21 protein-coding genes are annotated in these 19945 nt (G+C 46.7%); 18 read left to right on the top strand and 3 right to left on the bottom strand.

Annotated features, from left to right (window positions below; all coding sequences use genetic code 11):
- Window positions 1-56 precede the first annotated feature (56 nt).
- The 6 genes from infC to E4N65_RS01085 are packed head-to-tail and all read left to right on the top strand — an operon-like array spanning window position 57 to window position 2454.
- On the top strand, window positions 57-578 hold the full coding sequence (gene infC / locus E4N65_RS01110; protein ID WP_016522923.1) for a translation initiation factor IF-3: 522 nt from the start codon (window positions 57-59) through the stop codon (window positions 576-578).
- A 15-nt stretch (window positions 579-593) separates the two neighbouring features.
- Window positions 594-800: a 50S ribosomal protein L35 gene (gene rpmI, locus E4N65_RS01105; RefSeq protein WP_253673642.1), complete on the top strand. Its 207-nt coding sequence runs from the start codon at window positions 594-596 to the stop codon at window positions 798-800.
- A gap of 24 nt (window positions 801-824) precedes the next feature.
- On the top strand, window positions 825-1184 hold the full coding sequence (gene rplT / locus E4N65_RS01100; RefSeq protein ID WP_253673641.1) for a 50S ribosomal protein L20: 360 nt from the start codon (window positions 825-827) through the stop codon (window positions 1182-1184).
- 3 nt (window positions 1185-1187) lie between these two features.
- Entirely contained in the window at window positions 1188-1658 is a 471-nt protein-coding gene (gene zapB, locus E4N65_RS12225) for a cell division protein ZapB (RefSeq protein ID WP_371921821.1), read from the top strand.
- Window positions 1659-1660: 2 nt separating this feature from the next.
- A complete protein-coding gene (locus tag E4N65_RS01090) occupies window positions 1661-1999 on the top strand; it encodes a cell division protein ZapA (protein WP_253673640.1) in 339 nt (112 codons plus the stop codon).
- Window positions 1996-2454: a YaiI/YqxD family protein gene (locus E4N65_RS01085; RefSeq protein ID WP_253673639.1), complete on the top strand. Its 459-nt coding sequence runs from the start codon at window positions 1996-1998 to the stop codon at window positions 2452-2454. The genes E4N65_RS01090 and E4N65_RS01085 overlap by 4 nt, the downstream gene beginning before the upstream one ends.
- On the opposite strand, the gene E4N65_RS01080 is transcribed toward E4N65_RS01085, so the two are convergent.
- On the bottom strand, window positions 2393-3676 hold the full coding sequence (locus E4N65_RS01080; protein ID WP_253673638.1) for a GAF and HD-GYP domain-containing protein: 1284 nt from the start codon (window positions 3674-3676) through the stop codon (window positions 2393-2395). The genes E4N65_RS01085 and E4N65_RS01080 overlap by 62 nt on opposite strands.
- Before the next feature lie 183 nt (window positions 3677-3859).
- Here E4N65_RS01080 and E4N65_RS01075 point away from each other — a divergent pair, with 183 nt between their 5' ends.
- The 4 genes from E4N65_RS01075 (at window position 3860) to E4N65_RS01060 (ending at window position 10590) form a co-directional block, all read left to right on the top strand.
- Window positions 3860-5299 (top strand): aminoacyl-histidine dipeptidase, encoded by a 1440-nt coding sequence (locus E4N65_RS01075; protein WP_253673637.1) that lies wholly within the window; start codon window positions 3860-3862, stop codon window positions 5297-5299.
- Between the two features lie 296 nt (window positions 5300-5595).
- The gene (locus E4N65_RS01070) at window positions 5596-7017 is read left to right on the top strand and encodes an alanine/glycine:cation symporter family protein (protein ID WP_253673636.1); all 1422 of its coding nucleotides are present in this window, start codon (window positions 5596-5598) and stop codon (window positions 7015-7017) included.
- Between the two features lie 276 nt (window positions 7018-7293).
- On the top strand, window positions 7294-9186 hold the full coding sequence (gene oadA, locus E4N65_RS01065; protein ID WP_253673635.1) for a sodium-extruding oxaloacetate decarboxylase subunit alpha: 1893 nt from the start codon (window positions 7294-7296) through the stop codon (window positions 9184-9186).
- A 63-nt stretch (window positions 9187-9249) separates the two neighbouring features.
- A complete protein-coding gene (locus E4N65_RS01060; protein ID WP_253673634.1) occupies window positions 9250-10590 on the top strand; it encodes a glycoside hydrolase family 3 N-terminal domain-containing protein in 1341 nt (446 codons plus the stop codon).
- Window positions 10591-10594: 4 nt separating this feature from the next.
- Here E4N65_RS01060 and E4N65_RS01055 read toward each other — a convergent pair whose 3' ends face one another.
- A complete protein-coding gene (locus E4N65_RS01055; RefSeq protein ID WP_044017008.1) occupies window positions 10595-11404 on the bottom strand; it encodes a hypothetical protein in 810 nt (269 codons plus the stop codon).
- Window positions 11405-11621: 217 nt separating this feature from the next.
- Here E4N65_RS01055 and E4N65_RS12205 point away from each other — a divergent pair, with 217 nt between their 5' ends.
- From E4N65_RS12205 to E4N65_RS01040, 3 genes are all read left to right on the top strand, one after another.
- Entirely contained in the window at window positions 11622-11906 is a 285-nt protein-coding gene (locus tag E4N65_RS12205) for a CC/Se motif family (seleno)protein (protein ID WP_304413155.1), read from the top strand.
- A 411-nt stretch (window positions 11907-12317) separates the two neighbouring features.
- Window positions 12318-13250: a 2-dehydropantoate 2-reductase gene (locus tag E4N65_RS01045; RefSeq protein WP_253673632.1), complete on the top strand. Its 933-nt coding sequence runs from the start codon at window positions 12318-12320 to the stop codon at window positions 13248-13250.
- Between the two features lie 71 nt (window positions 13251-13321).
- On the top strand, window positions 13322-14380 hold the full coding sequence (locus E4N65_RS01040) for a PTS sugar transporter subunit IIC (RefSeq protein WP_253673630.1): 1059 nt from the start codon (window positions 13322-13324) through the stop codon (window positions 14378-14380).
- A gap of 140 nt (window positions 14381-14520) precedes the next feature.
- Here E4N65_RS01040 and E4N65_RS01035 read toward each other — a convergent pair whose 3' ends face one another.
- Window positions 14521-15162, bottom strand: a complete 642-nt coding sequence (locus E4N65_RS01035; protein ID WP_253673628.1) for a YoaK family protein — start codon at window positions 15160-15162, stop codon at window positions 14521-14523.
- Window positions 15163-15305: 143 nt separating this feature from the next.
- Here E4N65_RS01035 and E4N65_RS01030 point away from each other — a divergent pair, with 143 nt between their 5' ends.
- From E4N65_RS01030 to E4N65_RS01010, 5 genes are all read left to right on the top strand, one after another.
- Entirely contained in the window at window positions 15306-15839 is a 534-nt protein-coding gene (locus tag E4N65_RS01030; protein ID WP_253673627.1) for a nitroreductase family protein, read from the top strand.
- A 94-nt stretch (window positions 15840-15933) separates the two neighbouring features.
- Window positions 15934-16755, top strand: a complete 822-nt coding sequence (locus tag E4N65_RS01025) for an ABC transporter ATP-binding protein (protein WP_253673626.1) — start codon at window positions 15934-15936, stop codon at window positions 16753-16755.
- A complete protein-coding gene (locus E4N65_RS01020) occupies window positions 16752-17486 on the top strand; it encodes an ABC transporter permease (RefSeq protein WP_253673624.1) in 735 nt (244 codons plus the stop codon). The genes E4N65_RS01025 and E4N65_RS01020 overlap by 4 nt, the downstream gene beginning before the upstream one ends.
- Window positions 17483-19051 (top strand): Gldg family protein, encoded by a 1569-nt coding sequence (locus E4N65_RS01015; RefSeq protein ID WP_253673622.1) that lies wholly within the window; start codon window positions 17483-17485, stop codon window positions 19049-19051. Before E4N65_RS01020 ends, E4N65_RS01015 begins: the two co-directional genes overlap by 4 nt.
- Entirely contained in the window at window positions 19048-19938 is an 891-nt protein-coding gene (locus E4N65_RS01010) for a DUF4340 domain-containing protein (RefSeq protein WP_253673620.1), read from the top strand. The genes E4N65_RS01015 and E4N65_RS01010 overlap by 4 nt, the downstream gene beginning before the upstream one ends.
- Window positions 19939-19945: the final 7 nt, after the last annotated feature.

The raw sequence follows: 19945 nt of genomic DNA, 5'->3' as shown, positions 1-19945 counted from the left end.
TACGATCTATAGCTTTATTTTATGTGCATTGAGAAAAGTGTACTGGAGGAGAATAGTTGGCGGAGAATAAAGGTTTGCGGATTAATGAACAAATCCGTGTCCGCGAGGTTCGTTTAATTGATGATGCAGGGGAGCAAAAGGGCATTGTTTCCACCCTTGAAGCTCTTAGGATGGCTCAAGACGTTAATCTTGACCTCGTTGAAGTGGCTCCGCAAGCGGATCCTCCCGTTTGCAAGATCTTAGATTATGGAAAGTATCGTTTTGAATTGGAAAAAAAGCTCCGTGATTCCAAGAAAAAACAGAAGCTGCAAGTTCTCAAAGAAATTCGTATGCAGCCTAAGATAAATGACCATGATCTATCCTTTAAAGCACGGCATATACAGGATTTTCTTGATGACGGCGATAAAGTAAAAGTAACAATCCGCTTTCGGGGGCGGGAGTTAGCCCATACCGAGCTGGGGCTGGACGTATTAAATAACGTACTGGCAAAACTCGGCGGAGATTTAACGGTAGAAAAACCTCCGGCAATGGAAGGACGCACCATGTCGATGACGCTCGCGCCCAAATCAAAGAAATAATTTACGAGGTGTACTATGCCTAAGATGAAGAGTAAGAGTGCTGCAGCAAAGCGCTTTAAGCTTACCGGCAGCGGTAAAGTGAAGTACAAGCAAATGAATTTGCGCCATATTTTGACCAAGAAAGCCCCGCAACGCAAACGCGATTTGCGCAAAGCCGGAATTTTAGCCGAAGCTGACAGCAAAAAGATAAGAAAACAGCTGCTTCCTTACGGCACCAATTAAGTTTTGATTATTTAGGAGAATACAATGCCCAGATCGTTATGTTCAAATAAACGCATTCATAGACGCAAGAAGATCTTAAAGTTAGCAAAGGGATTCCGCGGACGCAGAGGTACGAACTATAAAGCGGCAAAAGACGCTGTTGTAAAAGCTCTTACCCATAGCTTTGAAGCACGCCGCGATCGCAAAGGTGATATGCGCCGCTTGTGGATCAGCAGAATAAATGCGGCTGTTCGCGCGGAAGGAATGAGCTATTCGCGCTTTATCAACGGAATGGTCAAAGCGGGAATTACTTTAAACCGCAAGGCCTTATCCAATATGGCTATCGAAGATCCGGCCGCTTTTAAAAGTGTTGTCGAACAGTCAAAAAAAGCATTAGGAGTCTAAAGTATGTTAAACCTCGATCAAATTAAACAGCTTGAAGCGAGAGTCTCCAAAGCGATTGAGCTGATGCAGACTCTCAAAGATGAGAACGATTTATTAAAACTTGAACTACACGATCGCCAAAAACGAATTGATGAGTTGGAGAATATAGTACTTGTCTTTAGAAACGACCAGGCCAAGATCGAGGAAGGCATCATCAATGCGCTCAATCACTTGAGCGCATTTGAAGACACCGTGTATCAAGCAGCGAATTCCACCGCTGCATCTGCCGTACACGAAGCAGCTCCGGCTGTAAGCGAATCTCCGGAAACGCAGTCACCAGCACAAAACTCCGCTGAAGTCGTCGCACCTGAGCAGCCGGAATCGGTACACGAAGACGTTTCGGAAACTCAGGCACCGACCACAGTTGTCGAAACGGCACCGCAGCCGGCTCCGCAAGAACCGGTAAATCATTCCAATCAACTGGATATTTTTTAACGATGGCCGAACGCAAAGGGCGGCTGCAAATCGATCTGTTAGGTACGTCATTTGCGCTCGAGGCTGATCAACCCGCTGAATATTTACAGTCCATTTATAATCATTATAAAAAAGTCGTTTCGGAGGTTCAGCAAACATCCGGTGTTAACGATTCATTGCGTATCGCGATTATCGCGGGTCTCTTACTTTCGGATGAATTGAGCAAAGAACGGCTCAATCAGCAGGGAACGATTCCGCAAAACGAAACAGAGGTATTAATCGAGCAATCGGCAAAAAAAATGATTGAAGATATTGATTCGATTATTTACTCGATTGCTCCGGCAACTGATGAACGCGCATGACCCTCTTTATCGATGCGGATTCCTGTCCGGTACGAATTCGGGAAATTATTTGTAAAACGGCAAAGCGGCTGCAAGTTCCGGCAGTGTTTGCCGCTAATCGCCTCATTCCTATTCCAAAAAATTCTTATTGTACCTCGGTTATAACCGAGGCCGAAGATCAAGCGGCAGATATGTATATTCTTGCCCATGCTGTGCAGGGCGACATGGTTATTACCCGTGATATTCCGCTTGCAAAACAGCTGGTCGATGCACACATCAAAGTTATTAACGACCGCGGTATTGTATATACTATCGAAAATATCGGCGAACGCTTATCTATCCGGAATTTTATGTATGAATTATCGGTAAACGGGCTTGCTCCGGAACGGACAAAAGCATTCGGTAAGAAAGAAATTATGGAATTTGCCCAATCGCTCGACCGGGAGACGCAGCGTCTTCTGAAAAACGTTCCTTGATAGCCTTAATCCTCGGTACAATTTCTAAGAAAGCATCGGTAATTTCGGGATCGAATTTTACGCCGCGCAGCCGCCGTATTTCTTCCAAAACTTTATCTTCAGTCCATTCTTCTTTATACACTCGTTTACAGGAAAGCGCATCGTAGACATCTGCAAGCGCGGTAATGCGTGCACCAAGCGGTATTTCTTCACCGATAAGCCCCTGTGCAGCGGTATTCGTGCGATTGTATTTTACTATCGCGCCTGTCTCCTCCGAGATATGGCCGGGATAGCCGGTTCCGTCCCAGTTTTCGTGGTGCCGCAATGCAATATCCCTCGACATGGTATCAACCGCCGAATTGCCTGACAAAAACAGCTTTGAACCGCGCCATGTGTGACTCTGCATAATTTGGTATTCTTCAGCGGTAAGTTTGCCGGGTTTTTTGAGTATCGAATCCGAAATCCCAATCTTTCCGACATCGTGCAGCATAGCGGCAATTTTGAGTGCATCGCGGAATTTTTCACGTTCATGCCGGTGGACATTATGGTTAAACGCCCAGCGGTCATAAATTTCTACTGCGTAGTTTGCAACGCGATGTACATGGAGTCCTGTTTCCCGCGGATCATGCAGCTCTGCCATCTGCACCATTCGGAGAATCATCTCACGAGTTAACGATGCATGCATGAGCGTTGCCGCAGCATTTGCCGCAAAATGAGAAAGGAACATTTCATCATCGGAAGTAAATGCGCGGATACGGCCGTGTATATCAAGCGCATTAATCATCTGTAACACACCCAATACATCGCCGGAAACGGCAATTAACGGAATCGTCAGCGTCGATACTGTTTTATAACCTGTCGCTATATCACTGACAGTACCGAATTTATAATGCTTATCGGGAGAAATGGCATAAACATCAGGTTCATTGATCAGCTGTTTGGTAATCGCAGCGGAGCCCGCAATAGTCGTGTCATTGATTGGGAACGAAAAAATGTGAAACGGAAGTTTCTCTCCGGGTTTTAATCGTTTTTGCAGCGTTGCGTTTTGCGCATAGTGAATAACCAGCTGCTTTCCTTCAACCAGATAAATGGAACCTGCATCGGCATTCAGCGCCTGCCGCGCTTCAGTTAATATCCTTTCCAGTAAAATATCTTTATCGCGAATACTGTATAACCGGGAAGTGGTCTGCATTATATCAAACAGAATTTCTTCCCGTGTCCTGACTGTCGGCATCGTATTCATACTATTTCCTTTCTACATTACAGTTAACAATATGCGGAGACTGATAATATCATCTAAAATGCGATATGACAATACGGACGGACACCCTGTAACATTCGTAAAATTATGATACACTGAAAGGAACTCTAAGCGATATTTCGATGGTTTAGAGGAATCCACTCTTTCCACTCAGGAGGAACAATTATGAATATAGAAAACATTCAACCCAAAGAAGTATTCCGTTGGTTTGCCGAGATTTCGGCTGTACCGCGCGGTTCACACAATGAAAAAGCCATCAGCGATTTTTTAGTACGCTTTGCAAAAGAACGTTCTCTTGAAGTGTATCAAGATGAGGCGCTCAACGTCATTATCAAAAAGCCCGGGACGGCCGGATACGAAAAATCCCCTACGGTTATATTGCAGGGACACATGGATATGGTCTGCGAAAAAACAGCCGATTCAAATCACGATTTTCTTAAAGATCCGATCAAGCTGATTGTGGAGGGAGACAATCTCCATGCCGACCGCACAACACTCGGCGGCGACGATGGCATCGCGGTCGCTTATGCATTGGCAATTCTCGATTCCAAGTCGATTGCACACCCGCCGCTTGAGGTCTTAATTACCACAACCGAAGAAGTCGGTATGGATGGGGCACGAGCGTTAAAAGCCGATCATTTACAGGGGAGAATTCTTTTCAATATCGATTCCGAGGAGGAAGGGGTCTTTTTAGTCAGCTGCGCAGGCGGCGCGAATACCCATGTCGATTTTAAGATCGAAACGGAACCATTGAAGGGACAGGCGCTCTCAATCAAAGTTGACGGACTGCTCGGCGGGCATTCCGGTATGGAGATTATTAAACAACGTGCAAACGCCATCAAACTACTGGGACGGATTTTGTCCGCAGTAAAGGCGGAGCAGTCCGTGCATATCGTGTCGATTTCGGGCGGTTCGAAGCATAACGCCATTGCAAAAGAAGCGCAGGCGATTATCACTGTCGAGGATGCCGCTCGCTCACAGACAGCGATTGCAAAACTTGCCGAAGCAATTAAAGCGGAATACCGTGTTGCCGACAAAGATATCCGCATTGCAGCCGAAGCAGCGACGGCTCTGCCTAAGATGATGTATAACGGTACGGTCAGCTCCGGCATCATAGACTTTATGACGATGGCTCCTGACGGGGTACAATACATGAGTATGGATATCCCCGGATTGGTGCAAACCAGCTTGAACAACGGCATTCTTGCCCTTGACGGAGAAACTCTGAAGTTTACGATTTCGGTGCGCAGCTCGGTGAAGAGCGAGCTGGATGAAATTGTACAAGTGCTGCGGCTATGCGCCGAACGTACCGGCGGTATCTTTAACAAGGTGTCGGAGTACCCCGCGTGGGAGTATTCGCCGAAGTCGCATGCCCGGGACGTTGCCGTAAAAACATACAAAGACCTTACCGGAAAAGAGCCGGTTGTTTCCGCCGTTCACGCAGGACTCGAATGCGGTCTCATCAAAAAGACCATCCCCGATATCGATGCCCTCAGCTTCGGCCCGAATTTATACGATGTGCATACCCCGAATGAGCATTTGAGTATTTCCTCAGCCGAGCGGATGTGGAAGTTTATCGTTAAACTTCTGGAAAACATGCGGTAAGAAATACAACCCAATAGTTTACGCAGGGAAGCATCGGAAATGGGTAAATCTTACTCGATGCTTCCCTGCGTTCTTTATGTATCAGCCATTTTATGCTAATTAACCGCTAAGTTCACAGCGTGAGCAACAGAGCCGGAATTTTATGACAAACTCGTTACGCTTCCGTCTTACTTATTATCCGTTTTTCAGTTCTATTAAAAATATTTATAAATAGATAAAAAAATAATTATATTCTTGCGGGCGCCGATAATATATGATACGATATATTAAGATTGTTAATTGGAGGTGCTTGTTGTATGGAAGCATTTTTACAAAATCTTACTCATGTGTTTGGAAGTATTAACGGTTTTGTATGGGGTCCCTACTTCCTTATTCCCTTGCTCTGCGGAACAGGGATGTTTTTTACACTCCGACTCAAAGGGGTGCAATTTTCAAAGTTCGGCGCCGGATGGAGCAGGTTGTTCAGTAATTTCTCTTTAAAGGGAGAAAAAGCGGGAAAGCACGGTATGAGTTCTTTCCAAGCCGTAGCAACGGCCATTGCAGCACAAGTCGGTACCGGAAATCTTGTCGGTGCAATGACTGCTTTGATTATGGGCGGACCGGGCGCAATCTTTTGGATGTGGCTCGCCGCATTAGCGGGGATGGCGACGAACTTTGCCGAAGCCTGTATCGCGCAAGTATACAAGACAAAAGATAATTCGGGGCAAACCGTCGGCGGCCCTGCGTATTATATTTCTCGCGGTTTGGGGAATACGGGCTTTTCAAAATTCCTTGCAGCGTTCTTTTCCGTTGCAATTATCCTTGCACTCGGTTTTATGGGAAATATGGTTCAAGCGAACTCAATTTCCGATGCGTTCTTAAACGCCTTTTCTCTGCCGACGTGGGTAACCGGTATCGGCCTTGCGATTATTGCCGGTATTATCTTCATGGGCGGTGTAAAGCGTATTGCTTCCGTTACCGAAAAAGTTGTGCCGTTAATGGCGATTGTTTATATTATTGTCGGGATTATCGTTATTATAATGAATGCGTCCAATATTCCGGCAATGTTCGCGATGATCTTTAAAGGCGCCTTTAACCCGCGCTCAGTTTGGGGAGGAGCTTTGGGATTCGGTATAGGGCGTGCCGCTCGTTACGGTATTGCCCGCGGTCTTTTTTCCAATGAAGCCGGTATGGGTTCGACGCCGCATGCTCACGCGGTTGCTAATGTCGATAACCCGGTTGAGCAAGGTGTATTGGGAATTATCGCGGTATTTATCGATACCTTTGTTGTTTTGAATATTACTGTTTTTACGGTGCTCAGCTCCGGAATTATCAAATTTGAAAACGGACAGCCGGTAATGAAAGGTATTCAGTTGGTTCAGGAGGCTTTCTCACAGCATCTCTTCGGACATACCTTCGGCTACCTCTTCATTGCAATCTGTTTGTTCTTTTTCGCATTCTCCACGATTATCGGGTGGTACTATTTCGGTGAAACCAATATCCGGTATCTATTCGGTTCAAAAGGATTAATGCCGTATAAGCTGCTGGTTGTAATATTTATCTTCTTAGGCAGCTTGCTGAAAATCGATTTGGTATGGGAACTGGTAGACTTCTTTAACGGCATTATGGTTATCCCGAATCTTATCAGCTTGTTGTTACTAAGCGGTACCGTCGCAGCTGTCCTGCGCGATTACAATGCGGGGAAGCCGTATGACGTCAATAATTATATCAGAAAGTAGTAACTGGACATCTCTAAAAACTCAGTTAGACTTTTAGAAGATGCCATCTGTTAAAACCAGTCTTTCCGTAAGCCTTTTGAAAATAGACAGTGTAGATACGAGGCGCGAGCACAAATTAACCGCAGGCGTATCTTTGATACGTTGAGGATTAATTTGTGCGCAGCAACGAAGTAGATGCACTGTATATTTTCAAAAGGTGTATACCTTGCAAAAACCAGCAATAAGCAATATCATTATACTTTAATGTTCAATGTATGAACCGCATAGGAGTAATGTATGGCACATAAAGTTCGGATTTCCGATCTGGTATTAAGGGATGCGCATCAGTCTTTACACGCAACGCGCATGACAACCGCAGATATGCTGCCTATTTGCAGCAAGTTGGATAGCGTCGGGTATTGGAGCCTGGAAGCATGGGGCGGAGCGACGTTTGATTCATGTATCCGTTTTTTAAATGAAGATCCATGGGAACGACTGCGTTCTTTGCATAAGGCTTTGCCGAATACTCCCATTATGATGTTGCTGCGCGGGCAAAATTTATTAGGTTACCGGCACTATGCCGATGACGTCGTCGATGCGTTTGTGAAAGCTGCTGCCGATAACGGCGTCGGTGTATTCCGTATCTTTGATGCGCTTAATGATCCGCGCAATCTTAAACGTGCGGCGGATGCGGCAAAGAAAACCGGCAAGCATGTCCAAATGGCGATCTCCTTTGCGACGACTCCGTATCATACTATCGAAAAATATGCGGAACTGGCAAAAACGTATACGGAATTCGGTGCCGATTCCATCTGTATTAAAGATATGGCAGGGCTTTTAAAGCCGTTTGAAGCATTTGATTTGGTAACAGCTATCAAAAAAAAGACGAGTATCCCGATTAATATTCATACCCATTCGACGACAGGACTCTCCGTAGCGACACTGCTTAAAGCGGCAGAAGCGGGAGCTGATATTTTGGACACTGCGATTTCGTCGATGTCGATGGGGACATCCCACAGTCCGACCGAAACTATGGTAGAAATTTTCCGCGGTACCGAAATGGATACCGGTTTGGATATTAACCTACTCCTTGAAATTGCCGCTTACTTCCGTGAAGTGCGCAAGCATTACGCTCAGTTTGAATCGAGCTTCCTCGGCGCAGATACCCGTATCCTCGTGTCGCAGGTACCGGGCGGTATGCTTTCCAACCTCGAAAACCAGCTGCGCGACCTTAAAGCTTCCGACAAAATGGATGCGGTATTAAAAGAGATCCCGATTGTTCAAAAGGACTGCGGCTATATTCCGCTTGTTACTCCGACCAGCCAGATTGTCGGTACTCAGTCGGTATTCAATGTCTTGTTCGGCCGGTATAAAAAACTGACCGCAGAGACCCGCGATCTGCTTATCGGCCGGTATGGTAAAACCCCAGCCCCGTGCAATGAAGAACTGGTAAAAATCGCTTTGGCAGAAGCAAAAGTTGAAGCCCCTGTAACAGCGCGTCCTGCCGACCTCATTCCCAATGAGCTGGATAAAATAAAAGCCGAAGCAAAAGAGAACGGCGCGGGCAATTCCATCGAAGATGTTTTGACTTACGCGATGTTCCCTAAGGTTGCGCCCAAATTCTTTAAAGAGCGCAGTAAAGGCCCTGTTGTGTTTACGGCGCCGGCGGCGGAGAAAAAAGCTGCGGGTACTGCAAACGGCAGCGGCTCATATACGGTAACGGTAAACGGAACCGATTATGCGGTTTCTTCATCTAACGGCACATTCACCGTAAACGGTACTGCATACGCGGTGAGTGTAAAAGAGAATGCATCCGCCGCATCTACGCAAAAAACGGCTGCCGCAGCTTCGGCATCAACCACATCAGCAGCCCCTGCCGCAGCGCAAGCAGCACCGGCCTCCAAGTCGACAGCACAACATTCCGCGGCTCCGACCGCTTCTAAACCTGCTACGGCATCTTCGTCAGCAGCAAGCGACAGTGGTACAAAGCTGCTCGCGCCGGTAACCGGTACCCTTCTTCGCTACACTGTTGCGGAAGGTGCACAGGTGAGCGAAGGGCAAACGGTTATCATGCTCGAATCGATGAAGATGGAGTTGGAAATCAATGCGCATAAGGCGGGCGTTATTCACTTTACGGCTACAGCCGGTGCACAGATTGCAGAAGGCGACTCACTCGCAGAAATCCGTTAACAGCCGCTCCGCCGGTATCGCGTATCTATGCTAGTACTAAAAAAAATATGCTGCAGATGTTGTTTGACGGCTGCAGCTGTTTTCTTTTTTATCATCTCCGCTTTATTTGTGCAGCCTTTTGCCGCCTTGGCACAAGCAGCGTCAACATCAGCGCAGAACGGCAGCTCTCCCGAACATATCGGCAAGAGAGCCGTACTGTCACGCAATCTTGCCGTATCAACGGCAGCTTCCGAACATACGGCATCATCTCAAAATGAGGAGGCCATACGTGCCGTTGTTTCTCAGCTTTCGCTTGAAGAAAAAGCAGCGCAAGTACTGATGGTTAATATCGCAGGGAGCAAAACGGCAGATGCAAAAAGCATCGCATCGTTTAAAGGAACCGTTCCGGGCGCCGTGCTTTTGTTCGGATATAATATCGCGGACACGCCCCAAGCGGTTGCAGACTTTTTGGAATCGGCCGTACAAGGCTTTCAGGAAGCGGCGCGCCGTTTAGGTCATACTTTTATCCCGCCGCTTTTCGCGCTCGATAACGAAGGCGGTACCGTATACCGAACTCGCCGCATCACTGTACCGCTGCCCGCTGCAGAGGAAATCGGCAAGCGTTTTTCCGTCGAGGAAACGGAGGAGCTCTATCGGTTATTGGGTCAACAAATGCGGGAACTAGGTCTCCATCTTAATCTGGCGCCGGTTGCGGAAGCAGGAACGGAAGATGTTGCAACGGCGCTCGGTACGCGGACATTCAGCCCGGAACCCGAACAAGCGGGGCAATACGCCGCCGCCGCAGTGCGGGGTATGCAGGGCACCGGCATTCTTGCGGCGGTCAAACACTTTCCCGGCAACGGCGCCGCGGATTTACACAAAAGCGCTGCCGAATTAACCGTTGACTATGACACCTTCCTCAGCCGCTATTGCTCAGTATTCCGGCCTTCAATTACAGACGGTGTGGCAGCGGCGCTCATTTCTCATATTATGGTGCCGGCAATTGAAGCGGTGCCGTTCTGCTTTTCCGAAAAGGGAATTGCCCTGCTCCGTAATGAATTGGGATTTTCCGGTCTTATCATCACCGACGACATTGCAATGCAGGCATTAAACCGGAACGGCGCATCGCCTGAAGAAAATGCTGTACGTGCAATCGCTGCCGGCTGTGATATGGTTATGTGTTCGCTGTCGAAAATCTATCCGTTGATTACAGCCATTGCCGAAAAAGCCCGCACCGATACTGCGTTTGCAAAGCGGCTTGACGAAGCAGTGCTTCACGTTTTAACTGCCAAGCAAAAAGTGAAACTCATCGATACAAGCAAGCCCATTGCTGCCGACAACTTCTCTATACCGCATACACCGGATTGGGAAAAATTCCGGCACGCAAAAGAAGCTGCCTCCGTATACGAAAAGGCAATTCGTTAAAAACTCATTTTATCCGATATGGAGAATAGCCTGAAGATGCTTGTGAAGCAATGTCTTTGTAGTCGTCAAAATGCGGAATATAAACACCGATATCGGAATCTTTTCGTTTATTTTGTTCAGTAAACCACTCATATAAGAAAATCTTTCCATTTGTTTGCATAATACCAATCGGATCAAATTCATAAAATTTTTTATTAGGAAATTTTTCCTTTACATAAGGGTGCTTTTCAAGCGCAACCCAATCCCGAGGGACGCTGTTTCCCAAAATTTTATCAAATCTACTTGGAAGTGCATAGTAAAAGAGAAGACCTGTATGCATATCCAGCGCGAAAAGATACACATCAAGCCATGGTAACAAGGTTTTCCCCGTAAAACGATAAAAACAAAACCTCTTTAGGAAATTTACGGTACCTTCATCTTGCGCATAGTATGCAGAGTCAAGCGGATGCATATTTTTGTATCTATAATAGCGAACATGCTTTATCATATTAAATTGGTAGGGAGAAACAACCTCATCCTCACTCCCTGACACCCAACAATTATCTTCTTTTAATTGCCATTCGCCTTTTTCAAACCAATACAACGGGATATTGGCGGAACTAACATACATTTTTAAAATAAGTCGGTCATATTCTTGCTCAGAAAAAGGCGAGCTTCGAGAAACATCTCCAAATAAATTTTTTTTCTGATGTTCTGCTGCTTCCTCTGTTGAATTGCTAGACATTTTTGATTCAGCACTATAGAGAGGAAGAAATACCACTGCAATATAAACGAACAGCAGAGCAAAGCATAATGAATGTTTATTATATAACATAATATGTATGGTTGTGCTATTTCTCGACTTTGTCAAGTGATCTGCACATCGCATATTACTGGTAAATACATCAAACAACATCCAATAAGTTTACCCTGACATTTTTTTAATAGATTTGACGAAAAGTCAAAATTTTTTTATATTACCTCTAGAAAATAGGAATAAATCCTATAACTATAAAGCATTTCTTTAATGTATTAAAGAAAAAGGAGGAACTATGACAGTTACTGTTGATGAAAAAGCAAGAGCCTTTCTTGCAAAACACAATGAAACCAGCGTGTATACCTACTTAGGCGGATGCCGCACGTGAGGCGGCGTCGTACCTCAACCGGCCGTGTTTGCCGGTTCGCCTGATTCGCTCGATAACTACGATACCTTTAACACCGATGGTATTACCGTCTATGTACGCAAGGGTACCCAAACCGAAAATGGCACACTGACTGTTACAGTGGTTAAGATGCTGTGGATGGATTCTTTAGCGGTAGAAGGGATGGCATATTAGCCATAGAAGTTATCCCCGCAGGATGAACGCCTCCGGCAATCGATTTTCAATCTATTTTGAAAATCGATTGTTGGGGTTACCGAAATGAGCTTCCCCTCCTTTTTATCTATTTCAGGATGTTTATCGTCTTTGCAAATATAAACTGTTTCTTTTTTATATGAACCGTCTCTATTCTTAAACGGAAGAAAATAAGCTGAAAGCCTGCAATAATTTATAAATATTATCAGGGAGCTCAGTTTTGCCCAACACTGTGAGTTCCGTGATACCGGCGTCTGATTTATAGACATTGTATATGAAAAGCGATAAAATACCGGCTATTAGGATAGCGGTGTTATATACGGGTTTTATAATCCTATTTTTATAGATAATATGCTATCTATTATGCCGGTCTATCCTAATAGAGGAGTTTTTATGAAGGTTGTTATTGCCGGCTCAGGTGCTATGGGCTGCAGTTTCGGTTTTATGCTGCAAAAAAGCGGTAATGATGTAACACTGCTGGACGGTTGGCAGGATAATATCGATGCAATTAGAAAAAACGGTTTGCACTTGCAAGACGGTACTGCGGAACTATCGACAAAGATCGATGTTTATAAACCGGAAGAGTTTAAGGGCTCTGCCGATTTTGTTATCGTGTTTACAAAATCGATGCAGTTGGAACATATGCTGAGTAGTATTAAACATGTTCTGCGAGATGATACAAAAATCCTCTGTCTTTTGAATGGACTCGGTCATACTGAAACACTGAAAAAGTTTATCGCTCCTAAAAATATTTTTATGGGTGTTACCGTAGTAACTGCCGGTATGAAGGGGCCGGGGAGTGCAGTGTTGTCAAGCCATGGAAAAACAGAAATTCAGAATATTGTACCGGAAGGTAAAGCCGGTGCGAAGGTCATTGTAGAAGCGCTCAATAAAGCAACAATGCCTGCAGTTTATTCCGATAATATTTTATGGTCTATTTGGCGGAAGGCAGCACTCAATGGAGCAATGAACAGCACCTGCACAATTATGGAATGCAATATGCTGGAGCTTGGCAGTATCGTAGGTTGTAAAGATATGATGCGCTGTATCATCTCTGAATTTGCCGCAATAGCAAAAACACAAGGGGTTACATTGGATATCGACTCCGTAACTGACTACGTTTACGGGTTTACGCAGCCGGACTTTGTCGGGGCAAAGCACTATCCTTCGATGCACCAGGATCTGATCAAAAATCACCGTTTAACCGAAATTGATTTCTTAAATGGTTATATTTCCCGTAAAGGTAAAGAACTGCATATCCCTACACCGTATTGTGATCTTATTACCACCTTTGTACACGGCAAAGAGAAATTATTCGGGTTATAAAAGGGCAATGGGAGTATCATTTTGGGGTACTCCCGTATTTGATAGTATAAGGATATAAGATCGAGAACATTATGGCTGAACAAACAAAGAAAATTACGGTTAAATTTTTTATTAATACGCTTTTAAATGGCATGGCTGCAGGGATTGTTGTTGCCCTTATTGCTAACGCTGTTTTAGGACAGATATTTAAGGCGTTGGCGCCATACGGTGCCATATTCGGTATGCTGTACCAGTCTGTTGCGGATGTGCAATATTTGGTATCTGCGGTGATCGGCTTTATCGTCGGTATACAGCTTGGTTTTGTGCCGATTAAGGCTTCTATGATCGGGCTTGCCGGTTTTATCGCGTCTGGAGCAGTACGCCATGTAGACGGTATTGTTAAACTTGCCGGTATCGGCGACTTAATCAATGTGATGATTATTGTTGCACTGGCAGCCCTTGTTACGCTGTGGTTGGGTAACAAGCTCGGCTCGCTTACGATTATTGTGCAGCCGATTATTGTCGCAGGCGGGTTGGGGGCATTGGGACTCTTTATCTTGCCGTATGTAGCAGAAGTAAGCGCTGCAATCGGCCGCGGTATTAACTCGTTTACCGTGCTGCAGCCGGTACTGATGTGTATTCTTATTGCCGCATCTTTCTCTATTGTCATTATCTCACCTATTTCGACGGTGGCAATCGGTATTGCGATTGGACTTGCAGGGTTGGCATCCGGGGCTGCAAACTTGGGGGTTGCTGCTTGTACTGCCGTACTTATTGTAGGATCGTGGCGTGTAAATAAGGCTGGAATTACCGCAGCTATTGCCCTCGGCGGTATGAAGCTGATGATTCCAAACCTTGTGCGTTACCCTATTATGGCATTGCCGGTTGTATTAACGGCCGCTGCATCAGGGATCGCAGGGCGTTTCCTAGGTATTATGGGCGATAAGGTGAGTGCCGGCTTTGGTATTGCAGGGCTTGTCGGTCCGATTAAGGCATACGAGCTATTAAGCGGATCTCCTGCTGTGCGGATTGGTGCATTGCTGATTGCATACTTAGTTGTACCATTCGGCTGTGCTTTGCTGTTGCATATTTTGTTTACAAAAATAATTAAACTCTATAAGCCGGAAATTTATAAATCCGAAGCGGTGTAGGTATTTAACGTCATGTATGGCAACTGTATCGGATATTTCCGGTGCAGTTGCCGTATTAAGACGGAATATCTTTATGTAAGAATATCATATCATTAGAATCAACAATCCCAACGCAGAGCGTTGCCGAAAAACGGCAGGTATTAAACCGCACGAATAAAAGCAAAATAAAATACCGCAGTAAAGAAATAGAAAACTGCAATAATATAAAAAAATAAAGAAGAAGGCATAAATGCGGAGGCGGCAGCACCGGCTGCGAAACATATAATGCCGGACAGATAGTGTACACTGCGTCGCAGTTCTTGCCTTTTTCCACGGATAACTTTCCCCATCGCGAGTCCCGCATCCGTTAAATAGCCGCTAAAATGCGAAGTTCGTATTAAAATTCCGTCATAAGGAATGAACATACCGTTTTGTATACCGAGTATCACACAAGTTATGGAAAGGACAATACGTAGTGGAGGTCCTATAACGGCTATTGCAAAAAAGACTGTTGAAAAAACCAATAAAAGAATGCCGTAGCGTTTTGAAAATGTACAATCACTCTTGTGAAAAAGCATACCGGAGATGCATGCGCCGATATAAAAAGAAAGAATAAGCAATAAAAATGCTGCTGCCTCCGCAATCGCTCCTTTGGAAAGGGTCAGCGCTACACGAGTAATAGTACCGGTATGATGGCTGACTGCCGTACCGGCTATAATAAAAAATACGCCGTTCAGAAACCCTGCGATAAAGGTTAGCAGATGTATTAATATCGTTAGAATAAGTTTATGTCTTTTACTCACGCGAATACTATAATCCGATTTCGATAAAAAAGCTATGTGATTTATTCATACAAAGGCTTTAATACCTGCCGTTTTCGCTCTGTGACGGGGTTTGTTGATTATCCGAAAAGTGATATAGTACATCTTCATCAGGAGGTATTCGTATGGATTTACAAACATGTATGGAACAGCGCCGGAGCGTGCGCAAATATACAAATCAGCCTGTACCGCGTGAGCTGGTACGGGAAATTATTCAGGCGGCGATTCTGGCTCCTTCGTGGAAAAATTCTCAAGTTTCGCGCTATTATGTAGCGGAGGGTAATGCCGAAGAAGAGCTTGCAAAATGTCTTGCAGATTTTAATCGGCAGAGTGTGCAAAACGCGCCGGTCTTGATTGTGTCTACAGTGGTCAATAAGCGTTCGGGCTTTACACGGGACGGTGAATATGAAACGCACCTTAAAGACGGCTTTCAGTACTACGACCATGGAATGCAGGCGATGAACCTCTGCCTTAAAGCGCATGAGTTAGGGCTTGCAACACTTATTATGGGAATTTACGATGAGGCGGCAATCAGAAAGTTTTTTAATATCGATGAAAATCAAATTATCGTTGCAGTTATTGCCGTAGGTTATGCTGCCGAAGAGCCGCCGATGCCGAAACGGAAAGCTGTGGACGATATTACGGTTTTCAAAGAATAGGGCATCTCTAAAAACTCGGTTAGATTTTTAGAGGTTTCCAATAAGGCAATAAAAGTATTGAAGCTGCAAGCAGTTCTTAAGGGCAGAGGCAACAGTGATTATCCTTGAAGTACAGGACATCTGTAAATATTACGGCGCAGGAAAGAAGCGGCACATCGGCTGTGAACACATCAGTTTTACCGCGGAAGCTGGAGGTATTTACTCCCTGCTTGGATTAAACGGAGCGGGGAAAAGTACGGTATTGAACAGTATCAGCGGGTACCGCCTGCCCTCTTCCGGAGACGTATCGATTTGCGGATACTCCATTTTGAACGAACCGATCGAGGCTAAGCGGAATATCGGGATTTTGTATGAGCAAAACCCGCTCTATGATTCGATGACGGTACGGGAGTTCTTGCTTTTTACGCTGCAAATGCGCGGCTTCGGTAATGCCATGCAGCAAGACCTTCTTGACGAGGCGGTTGAGTTTACCGATTTGCAAGAGGTATACGCCAAACGGATTAAGGAGCTGTCGAAGGGATACCGGCAGCGGGTAGGGCTTGCGCAAGCGATTATCCATCACCCCCGCCTCGTCCTCTTGGACGAACCCGCGTCCGGCCTTGATCCGTTCCAGCTGAAAGACTTCGAAAAAAAGATACTCGCGCTATCCACGTATGCGGCGGTCATCCTTTGCACCCATCAGCTTGAGCTGGCCGGACGGATATGCTCGCAGCATATTCTGCTCCACAAAGGACGGCAGATTGCCGGAGGAACACGGGCGGAACTTGCCGAGCGTTTATACGAAGACTTCGGCATTGAAGAAGATGTTTCTTCCGACACGCTTTTGTTCAAAACCTTTGAACAGTACGCCGGAGTTACCACCCGCGAGTTTCGTGAATCTGCCGTTTCCGAAGCCGGTAAGCGGGGGCGGCGATGAATCGATTCCCGGCGTTTAAGGCGCTTTTTAACAAGGAGCTACATGCGCTCATATACAGCCCCGCGCTGTATGCGGCGGCGCTCGTGCTTTACCTCGGAGCGGCGCTCCCGTTCGTGGGTTCAGGATACTGGTTTTCGGCGGGGCTGTCGGACTTCCGCCCCTTTTTCCTCAATCTGCCGTTCCTGTTCTGTATTGTCATTCCGCTGCTCGCGATGAACAGCTGGGCTGACGAAAAAAAACACGGCACCGACCGGCTCCTTGCCGCCTATCCGGTGGATAAACGCCTGCTTGCCGCGGCAAAATATGCAGCCCTGCTCGTCTGTTTTGCAGGAGTCGCCACACTTACGATGATGATTCCGCTTTCGGTTATTCCGCTTGTCTATTTTGATTTTTTTCCGTTTTTTCTTTCGTATTGCGCTGTCCTCTTTTTCGGCGCAGCCTTTACCGCATGGTCGCTCGCACTTTCAAACATCTCTGCGCACACCGCCGTCAGCTTTTTACTCAGCTTTTTTACCGGTATCTTTTTTACCGCAAGCCACGTACTTGCTCAAGTACTCCCGCTCCCGTCAGTCATTGTAAAAATACTGCGCTATTGCTCTTTTACGCTTCATTTTGAATCGGCCGCGCGCGGTATTTTCGACACTCGTGATTTCTTCTTCTATATATTGCTCATCGTTGCGGCGCAGGGGCTTTCGGTCTTTTTACTGTACGTTCAGGAGGAAAGCCGATGAAAACAAAACCGGTAAACATAAAAATGCGCAGCGTAAAAGAGTACCGTATTCAAGCCCTGTTGTTGGGCGCCATCGTCGTAACGGCAGCGCTGTTCTCACAGCGGCTCTATGCTCGGCTTGATATGACGCAACAGCACACCTATTCACTTTCAGCCTATACCCGATCGATACTGAACAGCCTTGAAGGGACGGTAACAATCACGTGGTTCCGCTCGTATAATATTGACGGGTTCCTGCCATCGCTGCAATATGTTGAAGACATCCTCGCAGAATATCAGCGAACTGCGGACGGACGCTGTCTCGTGCTATACAAGGATACGGAGAAGCTTTCCCCGCAGCAGCTGAATCAGCTCGGCATTGTCGCGCGGCAAATTGAGCGGAACAGCAATAATACGCAGGTACTGCAAAACCTCTATTCGGGATTGCTGTGCGAATATCGCGGGGAAAGCCGCGTTATTCCGTTCCTCTCCGATATCTACACCCTTGAAGCTGATATTGCGCGTTTCATTTCCGAGATGAATCAGGATGCGCAAGGGCGAAAACTCGACCGCTCCGTCTATGTTGCGCTTCCCGAAGGCGGCGCAGAAAACGGTGCAGCGGGCAATTATAAGTATGTACTGCCGTGGCTTGAGTATGCGGGGTTTGTACCGATTACGTTGACCAAACCCTACCCTGAGCTGCACCCTGAAATTCCGCTATTGGTAATCGGCTCTTCCTATTTTGATGCCGATATGCTGACGGCTGTTGATACCTTCATTAACAGGCACGGTTCCGCTGTCTTTTTTGTGTCCGCAAACACCGTGGATATCGGCGGCAGCTGGGAGGCAACACCCAAAAAAGATGACGGGCTGCTTGAACTGCTCGCCCGCTCAGGTTTTGCGGTGCAGGCTAATCTTGTGATGGATCCCGTAAACTTCCGCATGACATTACCGGCCGCCGACGGTACTCGGTACGAGCATATCAACTACCCGTTTTGGGTTCAGGTATTCCGGCAGGAGGCGGAAGCGATGCCTCCGCTGCTATCTGCGGCAAAGCCCGTGCAGTTTTTCTGGCCGTCGGAGGTTGTTTGTACCGCCGCGCGGGGAAAGACGCCGCTTCCGCTCTTTGTTTCAAGCAACAGGTCGGCGCTGCAACTGCCGCCGTATAACACCGACCCGCACGGAGCTCCGCTTGCCGCAGCCGCGAACGGTGAACACACAGCCTATCCGCTGGCAGTCTTCAGCGAACGTGGCGTCAATGCGGTGAGCGGGATCAGCGGCGCAGACAATGCGCGGCTCTTGGTGGTTGCGGATGAGTATTGTGTGAGTTCCGCCGTAGAATACACAAATTCCGATGCGAATTTGGACTTTATGGTGAATACCGTGTACTGGATTGCGCGGCAGGATGCGCTTTTGCAGCTGAAAAACAAACAGCCTGCGGTTTTGCCTTTCCGCTACTTTGAAAGCGATGCGGCGTTTAACCGCATTATCGCCGCCGCCCGTATCCTTAACCTTGTGCTGATACCCATGCTGATTATCGGTGCAGGCGCCGCGCTATACATCCTCCGGCGGAGGAACCACGCATGAAAAAAGAAACAAAGGTTCTGTTTATCATCCTCTGCGTGCTGCTCTGCTGCTATGCGCTGAGCTTTTTACACCGGCCTTCCCGGGCGGGCATCTTTTCGAGCAGCTTGATGCATGAACAGGATATCCGCGAGGTTGCGGAAATCCGGTTTTCTATTCCGACAAGGGCTGAACCGGTAGAGATGGGCGAAATGACACTGATTAAAGACGGCGCCCGCTTTTATCTCCGTACCGGAAACGGCAGCTATCCGGTCAGGCAGGAGATTATCGACCGCTTTTTTTCGCTGCTCGGCGCCGGACGCTCCTTTCTCCCCATATCGGCACGCCCGCAGGATTATCCCGATTACCAAATCGATGACGGACACGCTTCGCGTATTGTCTTTGTGCGGAAGGATAAAACCATTCTTTCGGAACTCTTTTTCGGAATGACCGATGCGGTCGGCGCCGGTCAATATGTACGGACGGGAACAAGCGTCAAGGTGTTTTTAATCGATAATGCGTTTGAACCTTTTTTAACGGTCGCCGCTCCCTTCTGGCTCGATTTACAGATATACGCGGCGCTTTTCCGCGGCACGGGCATCCAAGGCTTGGAGTACGGAAATCACAGCATAATCCGAACGGAAGCAAACGGCGCTGCGTTCCGTGCATTGGAAAGCTTTTTAGAAAAATTCTCCTGTATCGATATATACAGCGCGCCGCCATTGCAAAGTCCTCAAACCGCACGGGTGCGTTTAGCGCTCGGTAACGGCACGGAGCTGCGCTTTTCGTTTACTCCTCTGCAAAGCGGCGACTATGTATTTTTCGATAACCGCAACTCAAATGCCTACCTCATCAGCGGGTATACCTGCGAACAGCTGCTCCGGTATATCGATGCGGTATGTAATTCATAATGGGGAT

The sequence above is a fragment of the Treponema sp. OMZ 855 genome, from assembly GCF_024181145.1.
Lineage (GTDB): Bacteria > Spirochaetota > Spirochaetia > Treponematales > Treponemataceae > Treponema.
This window is presented reverse-complemented; position numbering and strand designations above follow the sequence as displayed.